Origin of the sequence: Actinoplanes sp. NPDC048796 (assembly GCF_040650035.1) — a bacterium.
GTDB lineage: Bacteria > Actinomycetota > Actinomycetes > Mycobacteriales > Micromonosporaceae > Actinoplanes.
In genome coordinates this window covers 98,729-115,342 of sequence record NZ_JBEZGO010000014.1, presented here as the reverse complement: position 1 = coordinate 115,342, position 16,614 = coordinate 98,729, and the positions used below count along the sequence as shown (strand labels likewise).

The 16,614-nt window shown below is 70.5% G+C and carries 12 protein-coding genes; 5 read left to right on the top strand and 7 right to left on the bottom strand.

All coding sequences use genetic code 11. From position 1 onward, the window contains the following. Positions 1 to 65 precede the first annotated feature (65 nt). From AB0C26_RS38250 to AB0C26_RS38240, 3 genes are all read right to left on the bottom strand, one after another. The gene (locus AB0C26_RS38250; RefSeq protein ID WP_360257880.1) at positions 66 to 3,461 is read right to left on the bottom strand and encodes an Ig-like domain-containing protein; all 3,396 of its coding nucleotides are present in this window, start codon (positions 3,459 to 3,461) and stop codon (positions 66 to 68) included. Between the two features lie 77 nt (positions 3,462 to 3,538). Next, positions 3,539 to 4,432: a glycosyltransferase family 2 protein gene (locus AB0C26_RS38245; protein ID WP_360257878.1), complete on the bottom strand. Its 894-nt coding sequence runs from the start codon at positions 4,430 to 4,432 to the stop codon at positions 3,539 to 3,541. After that, positions 4,429 to 5,271: a glycosyltransferase gene (locus tag AB0C26_RS38240; protein ID WP_360257875.1), complete on the bottom strand. Its 843-nt coding sequence runs from the start codon at positions 5,269 to 5,271 to the stop codon at positions 4,429 to 4,431. Before AB0C26_RS38240 ends, AB0C26_RS38245 begins: the two co-directional genes overlap by 4 nt. 188 nt (positions 5,272 to 5,459) lie before the next feature. Between AB0C26_RS38240 and AB0C26_RS38235 the strand changes: the two genes are divergently transcribed. From AB0C26_RS38235 to AB0C26_RS38215, 5 genes are all read left to right on the top strand, one after another. After that, positions 5,460 to 6,686, top strand: a complete 1,227-nt coding sequence (locus AB0C26_RS38235) for an MFS transporter (protein WP_360257873.1) — start codon at positions 5,460 to 5,462, stop codon at positions 6,684 to 6,686. Further along, positions 6,683 to 7,702, top strand: coding sequence for a hypothetical protein (locus AB0C26_RS38230; RefSeq protein ID WP_360257871.1), 1,020 nt, complete (start codon positions 6,683 to 6,685; stop codon positions 7,700 to 7,702). The genes AB0C26_RS38235 and AB0C26_RS38230 overlap by 4 nt, the downstream gene beginning before the upstream one ends. A gap of 81 nt (positions 7,703 to 7,783) precedes the next feature. Then, positions 7,784 to 8,887 (top strand): hypothetical protein, encoded by a 1,104-nt coding sequence (locus AB0C26_RS38225; protein WP_360257869.1) that lies wholly within the window; start codon positions 7,784 to 7,786, stop codon positions 8,885 to 8,887. A gap of 10 nt (positions 8,888 to 8,897) precedes the next feature. Then, positions 8,898 to 10,073, top strand: coding sequence for a glycosyltransferase (locus tag AB0C26_RS38220; protein WP_360257867.1), 1,176 nt, complete (start codon positions 8,898 to 8,900; stop codon positions 10,071 to 10,073). Further along, positions 10,070 to 11,257, top strand: coding sequence for a glycosyltransferase family 4 protein (locus AB0C26_RS38215; RefSeq protein WP_360257865.1), 1,188 nt, complete (start codon positions 10,070 to 10,072; stop codon positions 11,255 to 11,257). The genes AB0C26_RS38220 and AB0C26_RS38215 overlap by 4 nt, the downstream gene beginning before the upstream one ends. Before the next feature lie 304 nt (positions 11,258 to 11,561). Here the strand turns inward: AB0C26_RS38215 and AB0C26_RS38210 are convergent, their stop codons facing one another. The 4 genes from AB0C26_RS38210 to AB0C26_RS38195 form a co-directional block, all read right to left on the bottom strand. Continuing rightward, the gene (locus AB0C26_RS38210) at positions 11,562 to 12,311 is read right to left on the bottom strand and encodes a class I SAM-dependent methyltransferase (RefSeq protein WP_360257862.1); all 750 of its coding nucleotides are present in this window, start codon (positions 12,309 to 12,311) and stop codon (positions 11,562 to 11,564) included. Positions 12,312 to 12,816: 505 nt separating this feature from the next. Beyond that, a complete protein-coding gene (locus AB0C26_RS38205) occupies positions 12,817 to 14,274 on the bottom strand; it encodes a lipopolysaccharide biosynthesis protein (RefSeq protein ID WP_360257860.1) in 1,458 nt (485 codons plus the stop codon). Positions 14,275 to 14,287: 13 nt separating this feature from the next. Then, on the bottom strand, positions 14,288 to 15,664 hold the full coding sequence (locus AB0C26_RS38200) for an O-antigen ligase family protein (protein ID WP_360257857.1): 1,377 nt from the start codon (positions 15,662 to 15,664) through the stop codon (positions 14,288 to 14,290). Continuing rightward, positions 15,661 to 16,536, bottom strand: a complete 876-nt coding sequence (locus AB0C26_RS38195) for a hypothetical protein (RefSeq protein WP_360257855.1) — start codon at positions 16,534 to 16,536, stop codon at positions 15,661 to 15,663. The genes AB0C26_RS38200 and AB0C26_RS38195 overlap by 4 nt, the downstream gene beginning before the upstream one ends. Between the last annotated feature and the right edge of the window lie 78 nt (positions 16,537 to 16,614).

Here is a 16,614-nt window from a genome sequence, read left to right as displayed (position 1 = left end):
GCCGAGACAGCGAAAGAGGGCCCGCCGTACGGCGGGCCCTCCTCGTCGAACGAAGTTCAGCGAACCTACCGCCGGGGGACCGTCATCGTCGACGGCGCGGACACCCCGACGTGGCCGGAGGAGTCGGTGACCACGGCCCGCAGGGTCACCTTACGGCCGGCGTACCGAGCCGGGGGTGTCCACGAGAACGCGTACGGGGAAACGGATGTGGTCCCCACCTTGACCCCGTCGGCCAGGAGCGTCACCGACCGTACCCCGAAGTCGTCGGTGGCCCGCACCAGCGGGTGCGCGGCGTCGACGATCGCGGCCGCCGGGCGGGCGTCGGCCACCTTGCCCACACCCGTCGGCAGACGGCGCGGCTTGGGAGTACTCACCGTGCCGGCGTCGGTCAGGACCACACCACCGGTGACCCGGCTGTCCTTCACGAAACCGTCGGCTCCGTAGGTGAACTTCACGGGTCCGGTGACGACCGTCCGGCTCACGTAGCCGTGGTTGCGGATACCGCTACGGACCGTGTTCTCCGGGGCGCCGTCCTTTCCGCGCGCTCCGTCGAAGAGGACGCCGCCGGTGACGACGCTGCCGGTGACGGTGAGTTCGCTCTCGACCGTCGACGGGCCGGATCCCTGAATCACTCCGGTTTTGACGACTCCCCAGCCGCCGCCCTTGACGACGCTGTTGCTCAGGCGACCGGCCGCGCCGAAATAGGCGACACCGGCCTCGGCCTCCACTTTGCCCGGTGTGACCGTGACGCCGGAGATGTCGACGAACATCTCATTGGTGTCGGTCGAGCCGAGCGACTGCCGCGACACCGTGATGACGTTGCCGCCGCCGTCGCGCAGGTACGGCTGGTCGCCGGCCAGGGTCGTCAGCGACTGGTCGGGCTCGATGACCACCTTGTCGGCGCCGGCTCCCTTGATTTTGAGCGGCTTGGTGATGGTGAGACCGTTCTTCGCCCCGGCCTGCACCGGGTTGGAGGCGTGGTTCACCGGGGTCGACGACTCCTGGTAGGTGCCTTGGCAGACAACGACGGTGTCCCACGGCGACGCGTGGTCGACGGCCGTCTGGACCGACGTGAACTGCGCGTTCGGGCACTGCTGGCGGTCGTCGTCGACGGTCCAGACGGTGCCGCTGTCCTTCAGCGCGACGTTGCCGGGCGAGTTGTCGTACGCGGCCAGGGTGGCCGCCGGCGTCGTACCACCGAGGTTGTAGCGCCCGTAGCCGGCGCCGTTCGCCTTGCTGACACCGTCCGAGAGGATCTGCGCGCCGGAGGCGCTCTCCTGGAAGCGCACGTCGGCCAGCTGGATCGAGCCCGATGTGGGCATCGCGCCGGTGCCGAAGCGCAGCTCCAGCGAGGCCAGCGAGCCCACGTCGAGGCCCTGCCGGGCGAACTCGCTCAGCGGCACCCGGATCTGGTCGAGCACGATGTGCGTGTTCGGGGTGTTCGTACCGGTCGACATGTGCAGGGCGTTGCCCCAGCGCGGGTCGCCGGCCGCGACGACGGCCTCACGGCCGGCCGTGTCCTTCAGCGCGATGACGAAGTTCTGGGTGGTCGAGGCCGGGTCGTACGAGGTGGGCTTCTCGTTGGGCCACACCGGGCCGGCGGCGGTGCCGTTCACCGTCGTGTCACGAGTGTTGTCACCGCGGTTGTCCGCGCCCGGGTTGCGGGTGTCGAAGAAGTTCACCGCGGCGTCGAGCGCCAGCGCCTCCAGGCCCTTCATGTTCTTCGAGGCGGCCGGGATCCGCGCGGTCAGCTTGGCGGCCGAGCCCTGCTCCCAGGCGAGGGTGAGCTGACGGCCGTACGAGTGGTTGATCGGCGCGTTCTCCCGGGTGCCGTTCTGGCCGCCGAGCGCGGTCGCGGCCGGCAGCGGGCACTGCTTGGCGGCCGGCGGCAGGCCGGTCTTGCCGAGCTGGGCCGGCGCGAAGTCCTGCGGCTCCGGGTTGCACCAGTCGAAGCCCTGCGAGGTCGCCGCCGGCTTGGTGGTCACACCGGCCGCTTGGGCGTACGGGTCGGCGAAGCCCTGCCCGGCCAGGGAACCGCCGAGCGCGTTGAGCGTCAGCGGATTCTCCGTCTCGGGACGGATCAGGTCGACCCGGGAGCCGGCGCCGGCGAAATAGGTGGTGTTGACCCGCTCCTCGCACGGGATCGCGGTCCCCGACGGGCTGGTGGGGCAGGCGCCGGCCGGCACCTGGAGCTTCGACGAGGTGTTCGACAGCTCGCCGGTCATGTACGGCTCGAAGGCGCCCTCGCCGCCGATGTAGCGCCGGAAGAACGCGGCCATCGTGGCCAGGCCGAGCTTCTCCTGGTCGCCCATCCGCGCCGGGTCACCCGAGATTTTGGTGTTCTTCGCGGGGTTGAGCGGGTCGGAGTTGTCGATCGCGTAGTTCCGGGCCGGGTCGGTGTAGCTGCCGGCGCCGCTGAGCCGCAGATTCTTCGGGTGGATGTTGTTGGTCGCGAACGGGGCCGAGTTGCCGCACGCGGCGTCGTTGTTCGCCTGCCCGTCGGCGCCGCCGTCGGCGTACCAGACCGAGTTGTACCAGTTGTGGATGGCGCCGAGCTGCTGCACCTGGATCCGCGGGAACGGGTCGCCGGGGTTGACGTACTGGGAACGCTCGAACTCCCGCGCGCCCATCAGGTTGGAGACGTCGCCGTCGCACATCGGCAGGATCGTCATGAACGGCAGGCCGTACGGCGCCTTGCGCTCGTAGTCGGTCGGCGCCAGCGAGATGACGCCGTTGATCGGGTAGCGCGGGCCGTCCGTACGGATGCGGTTGTAGTCGAGGAAGTTGGTGACCGCGTCGCCGCCGCGCGAGTGGCCCATCAGGCCGATGCGGGTCAGGTCGAGGTGACCGGCCAGCGCCTTGCCGACAGTGGTGTGCTCGTCGACCGGCAGGCCCTTGGCCTTGTTGGCGGCGGTGATGGCGTCGAGGGCGGCCGACAGGAGCATGCGGCGGTTGTGCATGCCTTTGCCCTTGTTGTTGTCCTGCCGCATCATCAGCTGGTCCTGCGAGATGGAGAACGTGGTGTAGCCCCACGTGGCCAGGTTCTCGGCCAGGTAGGCGTAGCCGCTCTCGTTGTGCTTGTACTGCGCGCACGTCGCTGTGGCGGAGTCCTGACCGGAGTCGCAGGAGCCGTGGTTGCCGTGCACCAGCACGATCAGCGGGGACGGCTGGGTGCGCTTCTTCCAGTCGGGCATGGAGAGCTGGCCGCGAATCTCGACGTCCATCGGCGCCTGCGACGTGCCCGCCGTGGGCGCCGCGCCGTCGGAGTTGGGCTCCTGGATGGTCGCGAGGCCGAACTTGGCCTCCTGGATGACCTGGTGACCGTACGGTCCGCGGGCTGTCGGATCGGGTAGGGAAGCGGGTTTGGGGGTCGTCGCCGCGCCGGCCGGGGCGGCCAGCCCGGCCAGCGAGACCACGACCGGCAGAGCGATCCCGAAAACGCGCCTAAGTGTTCCGTGCACGCATTTCTCCCCAGAAAGGAGTGAAAGAAATTACGAGCGGAACGCTAAGAGTAAGACGTTTCTCAGCTGTTTCTTACTCAATTCGAAGGTGGGAATGGCAAGGTGGCCGGGCGGACCAGCGCGGTGACCGCGCGACGGCTCCGCTGATGGCCCAGCGCAGCTCGGGACGCCTCCCGGAGGAAAACGGCCGACCAGTACAGCGCGGCCGCCGGCGCGGAATGCCGCATTCGGTAGAGCCTGACCCGGTTGACCGTCAGCAGGCTCCACAAGGCCGGCGACACCCGCGACTCGCCTCCGATATGGACAACCTCGGCATCGGCCACCAACTCGGTCACGAAACCACGATCCCGGGCGCGCAGGGCGAATTCGGTTTCCTCGGAATAGAGGAAGAACCGCTCCTCCCACGGACCGCAGGCCTCGAGGCAGGCGCGCGACATCAGCATCACGGCGCCGGTCGCCCAGTCGGCCGTGCCGTCGGTGAAGTACGCCTCGCGGTCGAGCACCGTCTCGCCCAGCGCCGGGAAACGGCCCGCCCGCTGGCCCAGCACGGCCTCGCCCAGGGCGCGGCGCACGGTCGGCTCGCGGCGCAGCGAGTACGCCACGTGGCCGTCCTCGCCGAGAATGCGCGGCACCGCGATGCCGACGTCGGGCTTGGCCAGCCGGGCCGCGAGCCTGGCGACCGACCCGGGCGTGAGACGGACGTCGGGGTTGAGGATGAGGACGGCGTCGTACGGATCGGCGACGCGCAGCGCCGCGTTGAAGGCGGCCGCGTATCCGGCGTTGCGTCCCGTCTGCTCGATGTGGCAATTCGGCACGAGCTCACGGGCGATCGCGACACAGTCGTCGGCCGAGTTGTTGTCGGCCACGTAGAGGCCCCAGTCGAGGCCGCTCAGACCCTCGTCGAGGGAGCGCAGCAGGCCCGGCAGCACCGCGGCGCTGTTGTAGGTGACTACTACTACCGCGACTCTCATGCTGTCCTGCTGCTTTCGTCTCGGAGCCAGGTGGTGAAGTCGCCGGCGCGCACCGCCCGCTTGGCGCGGCGCCGGGTGACGAGCGTGACGGCCAGGAAAACGGCCAGTTTGGGCGCGGCCAAGGGATTCGCCCGGACGATCCCGATCAGATCGGCTTTGGTGGTACGGGCCTCGTCCACCGCGTCCGGCAGGGCCTGCTGGAGTTGCGTGGTGGCGGTGACCGACCGGACCCGCCGGCGGATCAGGTCGCCCAGGGTGCGCGGCGGATGCACGACGACCCTCGAGCCGGGCACGATCCGGCGCTCGGCGGCGGTGAACGCGACCGAGGCGGCCAGGTCGTCGCCCATCACGTCGGGCACCGTCCGCAGCCGCTCGCGGGCCTCGCCGGTCACCGCGATGACGCCCCGGCCGAACAGGCCCTCGCGCACCACCGGAAGCCGCTGCCAGACGTCGTAGTACCACCGCACCGGCCAGGACGACCGGCCGGTGGGCACGACCCGCTCGGGCGCGGCCGCCAGCACGCCCGGCTCGCGCAGCGCCTCGGCCAGCCGGCGGATGTCGTCGGCGGTCATCTCCACGTCGGCGTCGAGGTAGACCACCTCACTGCCGGTGGCGCGGTCGTCACCGGCCCGCATCGCGGCGTACTTGCCCGGCTGCGGAAGGTCGACCACCTCGACGGGCGGGCCGAAGGCCCCGGCCACCGCCGCGGTGTCGTCGGTGCACCCGTTGGGCACCACCACCACCTGCATCTCGCCGGGCCGCGCGCCGGACACGAGCGACCGCAACAGCCGGCCGATGACGGGCGCCTCGTTGTGCGCCGGGACAACCACGCTGATCACGCTGGCAGTATTCCGGGGCCGGTCGATCGGCACCACCCTGTGTCGGATCCCCGCCCAAGGACACGCCGGACGGTCACCGTGGACGGACCGTCGGCTGTTCAGCCTCGACCGGACGGCCGACTGCCGCCGACCCCCGGTTATGCGAAAGGGTGGTGGAGCAATCTGGCAATGGAAAGGCAGGGCAATTCGTGTACGTCTCGGTACGCGACCGGCCGGGGGCCCAGCCGGGCCGCACCGCCGGACGGGTGGCGACGACCGTGGTGCTCCTCGGCGTGGTCAGCATGTTCACCGACGTCTCCTCGGAGATGGTCGCCGCGGTTCTGCCGCTCTACCTGACCACCCAGGTCGGCCTCGGCTACCTGGCGTACGGCTTCGTGGACGGCCTCTACCAGGGCGTGAGCGCCGTCGTCCGGATCGGCGGCGGCTACGCGGCCGACCGCAACGGGCACCCCAAATGGATCGCTGTCCTCGGCTACGGCGTCTCCGCCCTGAGCCGCGTCGCCCTGCTCCCGGCGCACGGATTCGCCACCATCGTCTCGGTCATCTCGGCCGACCGGCTCGGCAAGGGCCTGCGCACGGCGCCCCGCGACGCGCTCATCGCCGCCTCGAGCGACCCGGCGCAGCTCGGCCGGGCGTTCGGCGTGCACCGCACGCTCGACACCATCGGCGCCGTGCTCGGCCCCCTGGTGGCTTTCGCCCTGCTCGCCATGGTTCCGGGCAGTTACGACTCGGTCTTCGTCGTCTCCTTCGCCTTCGCCATCGTCGGCCTGGCCATCCTGCTGCTGTTCGTGCCGAACATGCGCACTCACGCCGCCGCGGCCCGCACCGGCCTGCGCGTGGTCTTCCGCGAGCTGGCCGGCAGGGGCCTGCGCAAGCCGCTGATCGCCACCGCGATCCTGGGTGTGCTGACGGTCGGCGACGGCTTCCTCTACCTCGCCATCCAGCAGCGCGACGACCTCACCGCGAGCCTGTTCCCGCTGCTGTACGTCGGCACGAACGTCGCCTACCTGGCGTTCGCGCTGCCGCTGGGCCGCCTGGCCGACCGGATCGGCCGGGCCCGGGTCTTCGTCGGCGGTCACGTCGCGCTGCTCGCGGCCTACCTCGCGGCCGGCGGCCAGTTCGGCGGCATCGCCACCACCGTTCTGGTCCTGCTGCTGCTCGGCACGTACTACGCGGCCACCGACGGCGTGCTGCCGGCTCTGGTCAGCCGCCTGGTCAGCGAACAGACCCGGGGCAGCGGCATCGCGGCCGCGCAGACCGTCGTCGCCCTCTCCCGCTTCGTCTCGGCCCTCGCCTTCGGCAGCCTGTGGGTACTGGTCGGCCGCGGCAACGCGCTGCTGATCGTCGGCGTGCTGCTGGCCGCCGCCCTCCCGGCCGCCTGGATGCTGCTACGGCCCAGTGAGGCCACGGCGTGAACACTCGCGTCAGGGTGGCCGTGCTGGCCGGCATCGTCGTGCTCGCCCTCGCCGCGGCCGGTGTCTACGTGTTCCGGGTCCAGCGTGAGCAGGCGTCGGAGGCCAAGGCGGCCCCGGCCGTGCCGGTCTCCGACCTCACCACGGCCATGGCCGGGCCGCATCTGCTGTTCCGCAACACGGCCCTGGGCAACGGGTACGGCAAGCTGGCGGTGGTGCCGCTCAGCGATCCCGGCGGTCCGCGCGCGCTCACCGGCGTGTCCTGCGAGCGGGCCTACTCGGCGGCGGGGCGCTCGGTGTGCCTGTCGGCCCGGCGCGGCATCACGAACACGTACAAGGCGCAGATTCTCGGCGACGACTGGAAGGACGCCGGCGACCTGCCGCTGACCGGTCTGCCCAGCCGCGTCCGGCTCTCCCGCGACGGCACGCTGGCCGTCACCACCACCTTCGTCTACGGCGACTCCTACGCCACCGTCGGCCAGTTCTCGACGCGCACGCTGGTCACCCGCATCGGCGACAGGAAGTCGGCCGACCTCGAGAACTTCACGTTGTACGTGGACGGCAAGCGGATCACGGCGGCCGACCGCAACCTGTGGGGCGTGACGTTCGCCGACGACGACGCCTTCTACGCGACCGCCGCCTCCGGCGGCAAGACGTGGCTGGTCAAGGGGAGCCTGTCCGGGCAACGGCTCGATTCCCTCCGTACGGACGTGGAATGCCCCTCGCTCTCCCCCGACCGCACCCGGATCGCCTTCAAGAAGCACGGCGACCTGCCGAACGGCGAGTGGCGGCTGGCCGTCTACGACCTGCGGACCGGCCAGGAGACCGTGCTGGCCGAGACGCGCAGCGTCGACGACCAGGCCGAGTGGCTCGACGACGGCACCGTCCTGTACGGCCTGCCGCGGACCAACGACAGCGGCGCGGCGACCAGCGACGTGTGGGCCGTGCCGGCGGACGGATCGGGCAAGCCTCGCGTACTGGTGCAGGATGCCTGGTCACCGGCGGTGATTCGCCAATGAGTGACACATTGACCACCCCATTTGATCACCGTCCGAGGCTAGGGTTCCGCGAGACGCGTACCGCATCGATGAGGGAGCACGATGACCACCGACCCTGGCAGTCACCTCCGCGAGCCGAAGCGGGGCCTGATCATTCTGGCCGGCGCCCTCGCCGTCGCGGTGGTGACCGCGCTCGTCGTGATCGGCACCCGGCCTGAGCCGCCGCAGACCACCGGCGTCGCCGGCGGGCAGTCCCCCGCCACCGGCCCGGTGACCGCGCCGTCCACGGTGCCGTCGACCCCGCCGTCGACCGCGCCCAGTTCCCTGCCACCGTCGCCGAGCAAGTCCGTACCGCCCTCGAGCGCCGCGGCCAGCAGCAAGGCGGCACCCGCCCCGACGTCGGCGAAGCCGGCGGCGCCGCCCGCCGCGCGCCCGTCGGCCTTCCCCAACGCCGGAAACACCGGCGTCCGGCCGGGAGTGAAACTCAAGGCCCGGGGCGACATCACGGTGACCAAGAACGGCACGGTCCTCAACGCGCTCGACGTCACCGGCGTCATCACGGTCCAGGCCAGCAACGTCGTCATCTCGAACACCCGGGTGACGAACAGCGCCAAGGCCGACTGGGGCATCGTGCAGACCGCCGGCGCCAGCAACCTGGTGGTGATGGACAGCGAGATCCGCGGCAACGGCACCGACAGCATGCACCAGGGCATCTACAACATCGGCGGGCACATCACGGTGAAACGTACCGAGATCTCACGCATCGCCGACGGCGTCGCCACCAACCGCGGCCTCATCGAGGACTGCTACCTGCACTCGCCCCAGGTGTTCGACGGCGACCACGTCGACATGATCCAGTCGACCGAGGGGCCGCCGTCCGGCGCCTCCCTGACGATCCGGCACAACACGATCATCAACGACGAGCTGCAGACGTCGGCCATCGCGCTGTTCCAGGACTTCGGCGTGGCCCGCAACGCCCTGATCGTCGACAACTACCTGGCCGGCGGCGCCTACACGGTGTACGGCGGCGAGGGCGACCACGGCCAGTCCAGCAACATCCGGATCGAGAACAACACGTTCGGCAAGGACGTCTTCCCGAAGGTCGGCCAGTACGGCCCGATCGCGCACTTCGACGCGGGCGGCCCCGGCAACACCTTCACCGGCAACGTCTTCGCCGACACCAAGACCCCGGTCTCCCTGTCATGAGGCGGTTTCCGTGACCACATCCACGCTCGAGGGCAGCCGCGGCGACCTCATCGTCTACTTCTCCGGCAGCCGCTGGGACGGCCCACCCGGCCACGACCGCAACATGGCCTCGGCCCTGAGCCGGTTCAACCCGGTCCTCTTCGTGGAACCCCCGGTCTCGGCGCTGACCTCCTTGAAACGGCCGGAGCTGGGCAGCCTGATGGACGGCCCGCGCCTGCGCGTCCTCTCACCGCGCCTGGCCCACCTGGTGACCCCGGTCGTGCCCGGCCACAGCCGCCCCGGCCTGCACCGCCTCGTGCCGCCGATGGTTCGGCGAGCGGTCTCTCGCGCTATCGAAGAGCTCTACCCTTCGGCTGGGCCGCTCGCCGCTGTGGTCTCCTCCCGCGTCGAGGACCCCGGCTTCGACATGCCCGCGCGGCGCCGCGTCTTCTACGCCACCGACGACCTCGTGGCCGGCGCCGGCATGCTGGGCCTGCCCCGCGAGCGGCTGCTCCGCGAGGAGGCACGCTCGCTGCGCCGGGCCGACGCGGTCGCGGTGGTCTCGGAGTCCCTGCAGAAGAGGTACGCCGGTGACGGCTTCCCCTCCGAGTTCGTGCCCAACGGCTGCCGCCCCGACCTGTACGCCTCGGTCGACGAGGCGCCACTGCCCACCGACGTCACTCTGGAAGGCCCGATCGCGGGCCTGCTGGGCCACGTCAACGACCGCATCGACCTGTCCCTGCTCGAAGCGGTCGCCGACACCGGCGTCTCGCTGCTCATCGTCGGCCCGGTCGCGCCCGGCTACCAGGCCGACCGTTTCACCGCGCTCACCCAGCGCGCGAACGTCTGCTGGACCGGCCCGAAACCGCACACCGACATGCCGTCGTACCTGCGCCTGATCGACGTGGGCCTCACCCCGTACGCCGACAACGAGTTCAACCGGGCCAGCTTCCCCTTGAAGACCCTGGAATATCTGGCCGCCGGCCGCGGCGGTGTGGCCACTCCCCTGCCCGCGGTGACGTGGCTCGGCACCGACCTGGTCACCCTGGCGTCGACCCCTTCGGCCTTCGCCGCGGCCGTGCGGGCGGAGCTCGCGGTGCCCCGTACCCCCGCACTGGCCGAAGCCCGCCGAGCGTTCGCCCAGAAGCACAGTTGGGACCGCCGCGCCGCCCAACTGGCCGACCTCCTCCACCTGGAGGCTTCATGAAAATCCTCGTCTACGCCCACCGCCTGGAGGTCGGCGGCACCCAGGTCAACGCCATCGAGCTGGCCGCGTCCCTGCGCGACAACCACGGCTACGACCCGGTCCTGTTCGCCACCCCCGGCCCGATGGAGTCCCTGGCCTCGTCGTTGCGGCTGCGCTACATTCCCGCGCCGGAACCGGGCTCCCACCCGTCACCGGCCCGCATGCGCGCCCTGCGCGCCGCGGTCCGCGACGAGAAACCGGATCTCATCCACGCCTGGGACTGGACGCAGACCCTGGACGCCTTCTACGGCGTCCACCTGCCCACCGGCCTCCCGCTGCTGTCCACCGTGATGTCGATGGGCGTGCCCCGCCTGATCCCCCGGGCCGTCCGCACCACCTTCGGCACGTACGAACTCCTCGACCAGGCCCGAGCCGCCGGCCGCGACCGCCTGGGCCTGCTCCTCCCCCCGGTCGACGTCCACCAGAACGCCCCCGACCCCACCCTCGGCAAACAGTTCCGCGCCACCCACGGCCTGGCCCCCGACGACATCCTGGTGGTGACGGTCTCCCGCCTGGTCGAACACCTGAAGCTGGAAAGCCTGCGCCGCACGGTGGAAGCCATGACGACCCTGGGCGCCGAGATCCCCACCCTGCGCCTGGTCATCGTCGGCGACGGCACCGCCCGCCCCGCCATCGAGGCGCAATCCGCCACCGTCAACGAAGCCCTGGGCCGCCCGGCCATCGTCCTGACCGGCGCCATGTCCGACCCCCGCCCCGCCTACGCCGCCGCCGACGTGGTGGTAGGCATGGGCGGCTCGTCGCTGCGATCCTTGGCCTTCGCCAAGCCCACAGTCGTCGTAGGCGAACAAGGCTTCGCCGCGGCCTTCACCCCTTCCACGGCCGACCGTTTCCTCTACACCGGCATGTACGGCCTGGGCGACGGCGACGAGGGCAACCGCACCCTCATAGCCGAGATCCGCGAGCTGGCCACCGCCCCCTCGACCGCCGCCACCGAACTGGGCGACTTCTCCCGCGACTTCATCCTCCGCAACTACTCCCTGGAGTCCGTCACCGCAAACCTGGACACCCTCTGCCGCGAAACGCTCACCGACCACTCCCCCATACGCCGCCGAGCCACCGACGGCCTCCGCACCGCCGCCGTCCGCACCGCCGGCGCCGCCCGCGACCTACTCCCCTCCCGCTAACCCGCCAGGCACAGACCTTCCACCCGGCGCGGCCCTCATGCGGCGCTGCCCTCATCCGGCGCGGCCCTCTCATCTGTGCAGGGCTTCGCCCTCCCCGGCCAGACCTCCGCCCCTTCCGCCGGTCCCGCCCTTTACCCGCCGGGCCTCCGCTCTTTTCACCCGCCGGGCCTCCGCTCTCTCCTCTCCACCCGCGCCAGGCCGCCGCCGGGCGCCGTCTCGGCGGGGATCGGGTCGCTAGGAGCGCGCCTCTCCAATCCGTTCCTCCGCAACAAGCCCACTGTTGGCGTTTGACACCGACTCCCGGCTAGCGCTGGGGTGCCCGGGCCAGGAGAGAGAAGGCGTTCGGGAGACGACCGCGGAAGGCGGCGGCGTCCACCTCACCCATGCGCCAGAACGGTTCCGGGTATTCGGCCAGGTGGCGAACTTCGAGGCTCGCGTCGACGACGGCGGTGACTGTGCGGCCCAGATTCCACTGCCACATGACGGCCCCGTGGGCGGGAAAGCTGAAGTCGTCGCAGACGAACGAGCGGCCGAAGTAGTCACGGTCGGACCGGATGCGCGGCTTGTCGAGGTCCCAGGTCCACAATTCGGTGGCGGGGTGACCCTCGTACAGGAACAGGTGGCCCCCGGGCCGCACCAGGCGTGCCATCTCGGCGGCCCAGGCGTCGATGTCCGGCATCCAGATCAGCGCGCCCTTGCCGGTGTAGACCAGGTCGGCGCAGCCATCGCGCAACGGCACCCCGGGAACCGCACCCATGACGTAACGGCAGGCGACACCGAGCCGAGCAGCGCGGCCCTGCGCCTCACCCACGGCCACTTCGCTGTAGTCGACCCCGATCACCGCCCGGGCACCGGCCCGTACGAGCGCGATGTCGTCCTCCCCGTTGCCGCTCTGCGGGTGCACCACCAGCGGCCGCGCCGCCAGAATCCCGCGCAGCAGCTCATATTCCTCGGCCACCAGCGTGTCGTCGGCCGGCAGCCCACCGAAGTACTGAAGCTGCTCCCGATAAGCCTGGTTCCAGGCGGCACGGTTACCGACCGACCGAGCATCCATGCCCCCACCCTCCCGGCCCCGCACCCACCGGGTCAACCGCATTCGTCGGCGTGCCCAGCCGGACACCACCGACGTCACACCCCCGCCGCCGGTCCGACAGCAAGCCCGGTTCGCCGAAACCGCAGTGGACCCCCGACATCACGCCATTGAGCTCGCCGCCCCGATCCCGACCGACTTCGCAGAGACACCACCGGCGCCCCACACCCACCAACCCGCGCAACCGGCCTGGAATTGCCGCCCGGCCCCCCCACCCAGCCCGGCCGGCCCGACAGACCCGCCCACCCGAACCCCCACGCGGCAGCGAACCCCGCCCCACACCCAGGCGCAAGGTGAAAGCCCACTCCTCGTACCACCAAGCAGCCAGTGCCCCCCCCGACTGCCCGGCAGCGAAACCCCACGCAAGGTTGAGGGCCGGGTGTGGCCGACCCAGACGTAAAGCGCTCCCCAGCCAGTCAGGGTCGGCCACACCCAGCCCTCAACCGTCCCAGCGCAAGAAACCCCTACTTCACCGAGCAGCCACGATCCCCGACACCGCAACCGGCTCCTCCGGAGCAGGAGTGCGAATCAACTTCAACGCCGGCCAGGCAACCACCGCAAACGCCGCCGTGCTGAGAACCGCCCCCAGCAGGAGCGTCAACAGATCCCCGTCGACCACCCGCTGAACCCCGACACCGACCAGGGCCGCCGCCACCCCCGCCAGCACCGGCCGGACACAGGCCCGAACAGCGTCCGACCACGGGATCGACACGGTAGCCACCGCCGCCAGGTGGAGGGGAAACGCCACCGCCAGCGCCACGATCAGGTGGGCGATGCCCGCCCCCCGAATCCCGGCGTGGGACACCCCGATGATCAGGGCTGGGAGCAGGGCCACGATCCACGCCGCCTGGATGTACATGTTCAGGCGGGCCTTGCCCACGGCCGTCAGCAAATCGGCCGCCAGCTGCATCGCCACCCGCAGACCGCCCAGGATGGCCAGGAACGTCAGGGCCGCCGCCGCCCCCGACCACTCCGAGCCGTACACGACCCGGGTGGCCGGCAGGGCGTACACCGCAAGCCCCGCCACCACCAGCGACGTCGGGATCAGCATCAGGGTCAGGGAGCGGCTGAACGCCGATCTCAGCGCCGGCAGGTTGTCCTGGAGGCGGGCGAACGCCGGCACCGACACGCGGGCCACCGCCACCGACAGGATGCTGACCGGCCAGCTCGACAGGTTGAAGGCCATCAGGTAGAGGCCCAGGGCCTCCGGGCTCATCAGGCGCCCGACCACGATGTAGTCGAGGTTCATCAGCCCCACCGCCAGCAGCAGGGTGCCCGCGATGGGCAGGCCGCCCCGCAGGACGTGGCCCGCCGCCTCGCGGTCCCAGCCCGGCCGGAAGCGCTGCGGGGTGAAGACCAGCAGCAGTACCCCGTTCACCAGGTTGCCGAAGAAGCGGCCCCAGGCCAGGCTCCACGCGCCGAAGCCCAATGATGCCAGCACGATGGACAGGCCCAGGGTCACGATCATGCCGGTGAGGTCGGCCGTGGCCCGGCGCCCCTGCATGAAGTTGCGGGTCAGCATGGCCGACGGGACCGCGAACAGGCCGTTGATGACGACCGAGACGGCCAGCAACCGGACGATGCCCGCCGCCTCCGGCGCGTTCAGGGCCGACGCGATGCCCGGCGCCCCGAAGAACGCCGCCGCCGCGACCAGGCAGCTGGCCGCGAAGATGAGGGTGGTCGCGGTCGGGGCGATCTTCTCGATTTTGCCGGCCCAGCGGACCAGTGTCGGCTCGATGCCGAGGTCGTTGATGTTGACCAGGATCATCAGGACGACCAGGGCGACGGTGAACTGCCCGTAGTCGGCGGGCGACAGCAGCCGGGCCAGGATGATGCCACTGAGGACGGTGCCGGCGCGTGTGGCCAGGCTGCTGACGAAGCTCCAGCCGAGGCCCCGCTTGACTAGTTTGCCGAGCGGCTCTTCCACCGAAATGTTCCTTTCACACCCGGGACCAGCGCGGAGCCGAGGTCCGGATCTCCCGGGACGGGTGGGTGAGGCGCCACACCGCGCCGCAGAGGCCGACCGTCATGCCGAGCGAGAGCGAGTAGGTCGTGTAGGTGAGGCAGTCGAACGTGTACGTGATGAACAGGGCCATCACCTGGGTGGAGATGAGCACCAGGCACAGGTGTTTCTGCTCGCTGGTCTCGGCCCGGCGCATGGCGATGGCGGCGACCGTGATCGCGGTCAGGTGCAGTCCGGCCAGCACGACGATGCCGACGATGCCATTCTCGAGGGCCGTCCGCATCCACTGGTTGTCCAGGAACTGGTACATGGGCCATTCCCACGTGCCGGACCCGCGGCCGAACCAGGGGCGCTGGCTGAAGTAGTTCCCGACCATCGCGTACCGCTCGGTGCGCACCTGGATGCTCGAGTCCTCGCTCGCCCCGGCGAAGATGTCGTAGATGGTGCGGACCGTGGACGGCTGGATGGCCGAGATGGCGACGACGGCGGCGATGCCCATCGCGATGATGTTGTAGCGGGTCCGCCACGTCCAGAGCGGCATGAGGATCAGCAGGGCGATGAAGATCGAGATGATTCCGGTACGCGAGATCGTGACCAGGATGCCGGCCACGATCAGGAACGCCGCCGCCCCGTACAGGCCCCGGACGATCTGTTTGGCCGAGAACTTGGCGAAGTGGATGGCGATCGGGACGGCCAGCGACAGCGCCGCCGCCAGCTCCAGGTAGTGGGTGGTCGTCGCCGGCACGCGTAACCCGCTGCCGCGCACCTGGAAGCCGGGCACGCCGAGGTTGGTCAGGCCGGGCACCTGCATGTACTCGACGATGTTGACCGGCAGCACCCGCTGCAGGAGGCCGATGACCGACATGTACACGCAGCACCAGACGAACGCCTGCAGCAGGAAGCGCAGCCGGCTCCAGTTGGAGATGCCGTCGGCCGCCACCAGGATGACGCCGAGGAACGCCGCCCCGCCGGCCAGCAGGGACCGGTCGGCCGCGTTCGCCTCCAGCGGGGTCAGACCCCGGGCGAAGGCGATGACGTAGGAGACCAGCAGCGACAGGAAGAAGAACAGTGCCGCCCAGCGGATCGGCTGTGGCCCCGGCATCACCAGCTCGGGGCTGAGACGCGTGGCGAGCCACCAGCAGAACAGCAGGACGCACAGGACCGTGCCGGGCCGGCCGACGTCGGCCGTGGTGCCCGGGATGATCAGCCGGGACGGGATGAGGGTCAGCCAGGCGATGACGAAGGCCAGGGCGAACGCCGCGTCCAGCTTGACCAGCCGGCGGCGGGTCGCGTACATCTGGTCGGCGAACAGCGCCGGTTCTAGGTCTCTCGCCGAGATCGGCGGGGCGCTCAAGTGCGCCTGCCGCGATCGTTGCCCCGCTCACCGCCTTGACGGGCCCGCGGCATGGACGGGATCACGATGGTTTCCGCACCGGGGTCGCGGCCGTTCTGCTGCGGGGCGCCGCCACGGGCGTACTGGCCGAGGGGTTTCGTCTTGTCGGCGTCGCCGTTGACGTTCGGCCGGTTCATCTGCGGAACGGACGGGAAGGTGCCGTTCAGCGGGATGGCGGCCGCGCCCGGCGGCATCTCGGGCGAGACACCGGCGTCGCCGCCCCTGCGGCGCTTGCGGCGCCGCAGGAGCGTGTCGACCAGGATGGTCAGGCCGCCGGTGAGCAGGATGCCGATGGCGAAGATGACGACCACGGCCCGCTTGACCTTGCCGCCGGGGCGCTTGAGGTTCTCACCCTTGTCGAGCCGGTACGCGGTGATCATGTCGGCTTTCTTGACGTTGTACTGCGTCTGCAGCGCCACGACCGACTTCTCGTAGTGGTTCGTCACCTCGGTGGTGGCCGACTGCGCCTCCTCGAGGGTGGGCGCGACGACCGCGATGATCGCCACCGGGTTCTTGTCCGAGATGGTGATCTCGAAGCTGGCGCTCTCGTCCTTCTTCTTGAGCGCGTCCAGGAACGTCTGGTCCTGCGTGGCCACCGTGGCCGCGTTGCTCAGCGACGACAGGCCGAGCGCCAGCCACGGGTTCTGCACCGAAATGACCTTGTTGGGGTCGGAGGCCACCGTCGGCGGGATCAGCTGGACGTACGACGTGATCGCGTAGTCCGGCTTGATCTCGGTCGCGGCGTAGCCCGTCGCGGCTATCGTGACCAGCAAGAGCGTAACCGAGACATACCAGCGGCGAATCATGAGCTTGGTAAGGTCCCAGAAATCCATGCCGTTCCCCTCGGCCGGTCACACCCCCGGTGCACCGGCATGTCGCACATTCCGCTGACGCCGGGATGACACTAACGT

Excerpts from the sequence above, each read along its gene's own strand:
- AB0C26_RS38225 (WP_360257869.1), top strand. The coding sequence starts at position 7,784 with ATGACCACCGACCCTGGCAGTCACCTCCGCGAGCCGAAGCGGGGCCTG.
- AB0C26_RS38210 (WP_360257862.1), bottom strand. The coding sequence starts at position 12,311 with ATGGATGCTCGGTCGGTCGGTAACCGTGCCGCCTGGAACCAGGCTTAT.
- AB0C26_RS38215 (WP_360257865.1), top strand. The coding sequence starts at position 10,070 with ATGAAAATCCTCGTCTACGCCCACCGCCTGGAGGTCGGCGGCACCCAG.
- AB0C26_RS38245 (WP_360257878.1), bottom strand. The coding sequence starts at position 4,432 with ATGAGAGTCGCGGTAGTAGTAGTCACCTACAACAGCGCCGCGGTGCTG.
- AB0C26_RS38195 (WP_360257855.1), bottom strand. The coding sequence starts at position 16,536 with ATGGATTTCTGGGACCTTACCAAGCTCATGATTCGCCGCTGGTATGTC.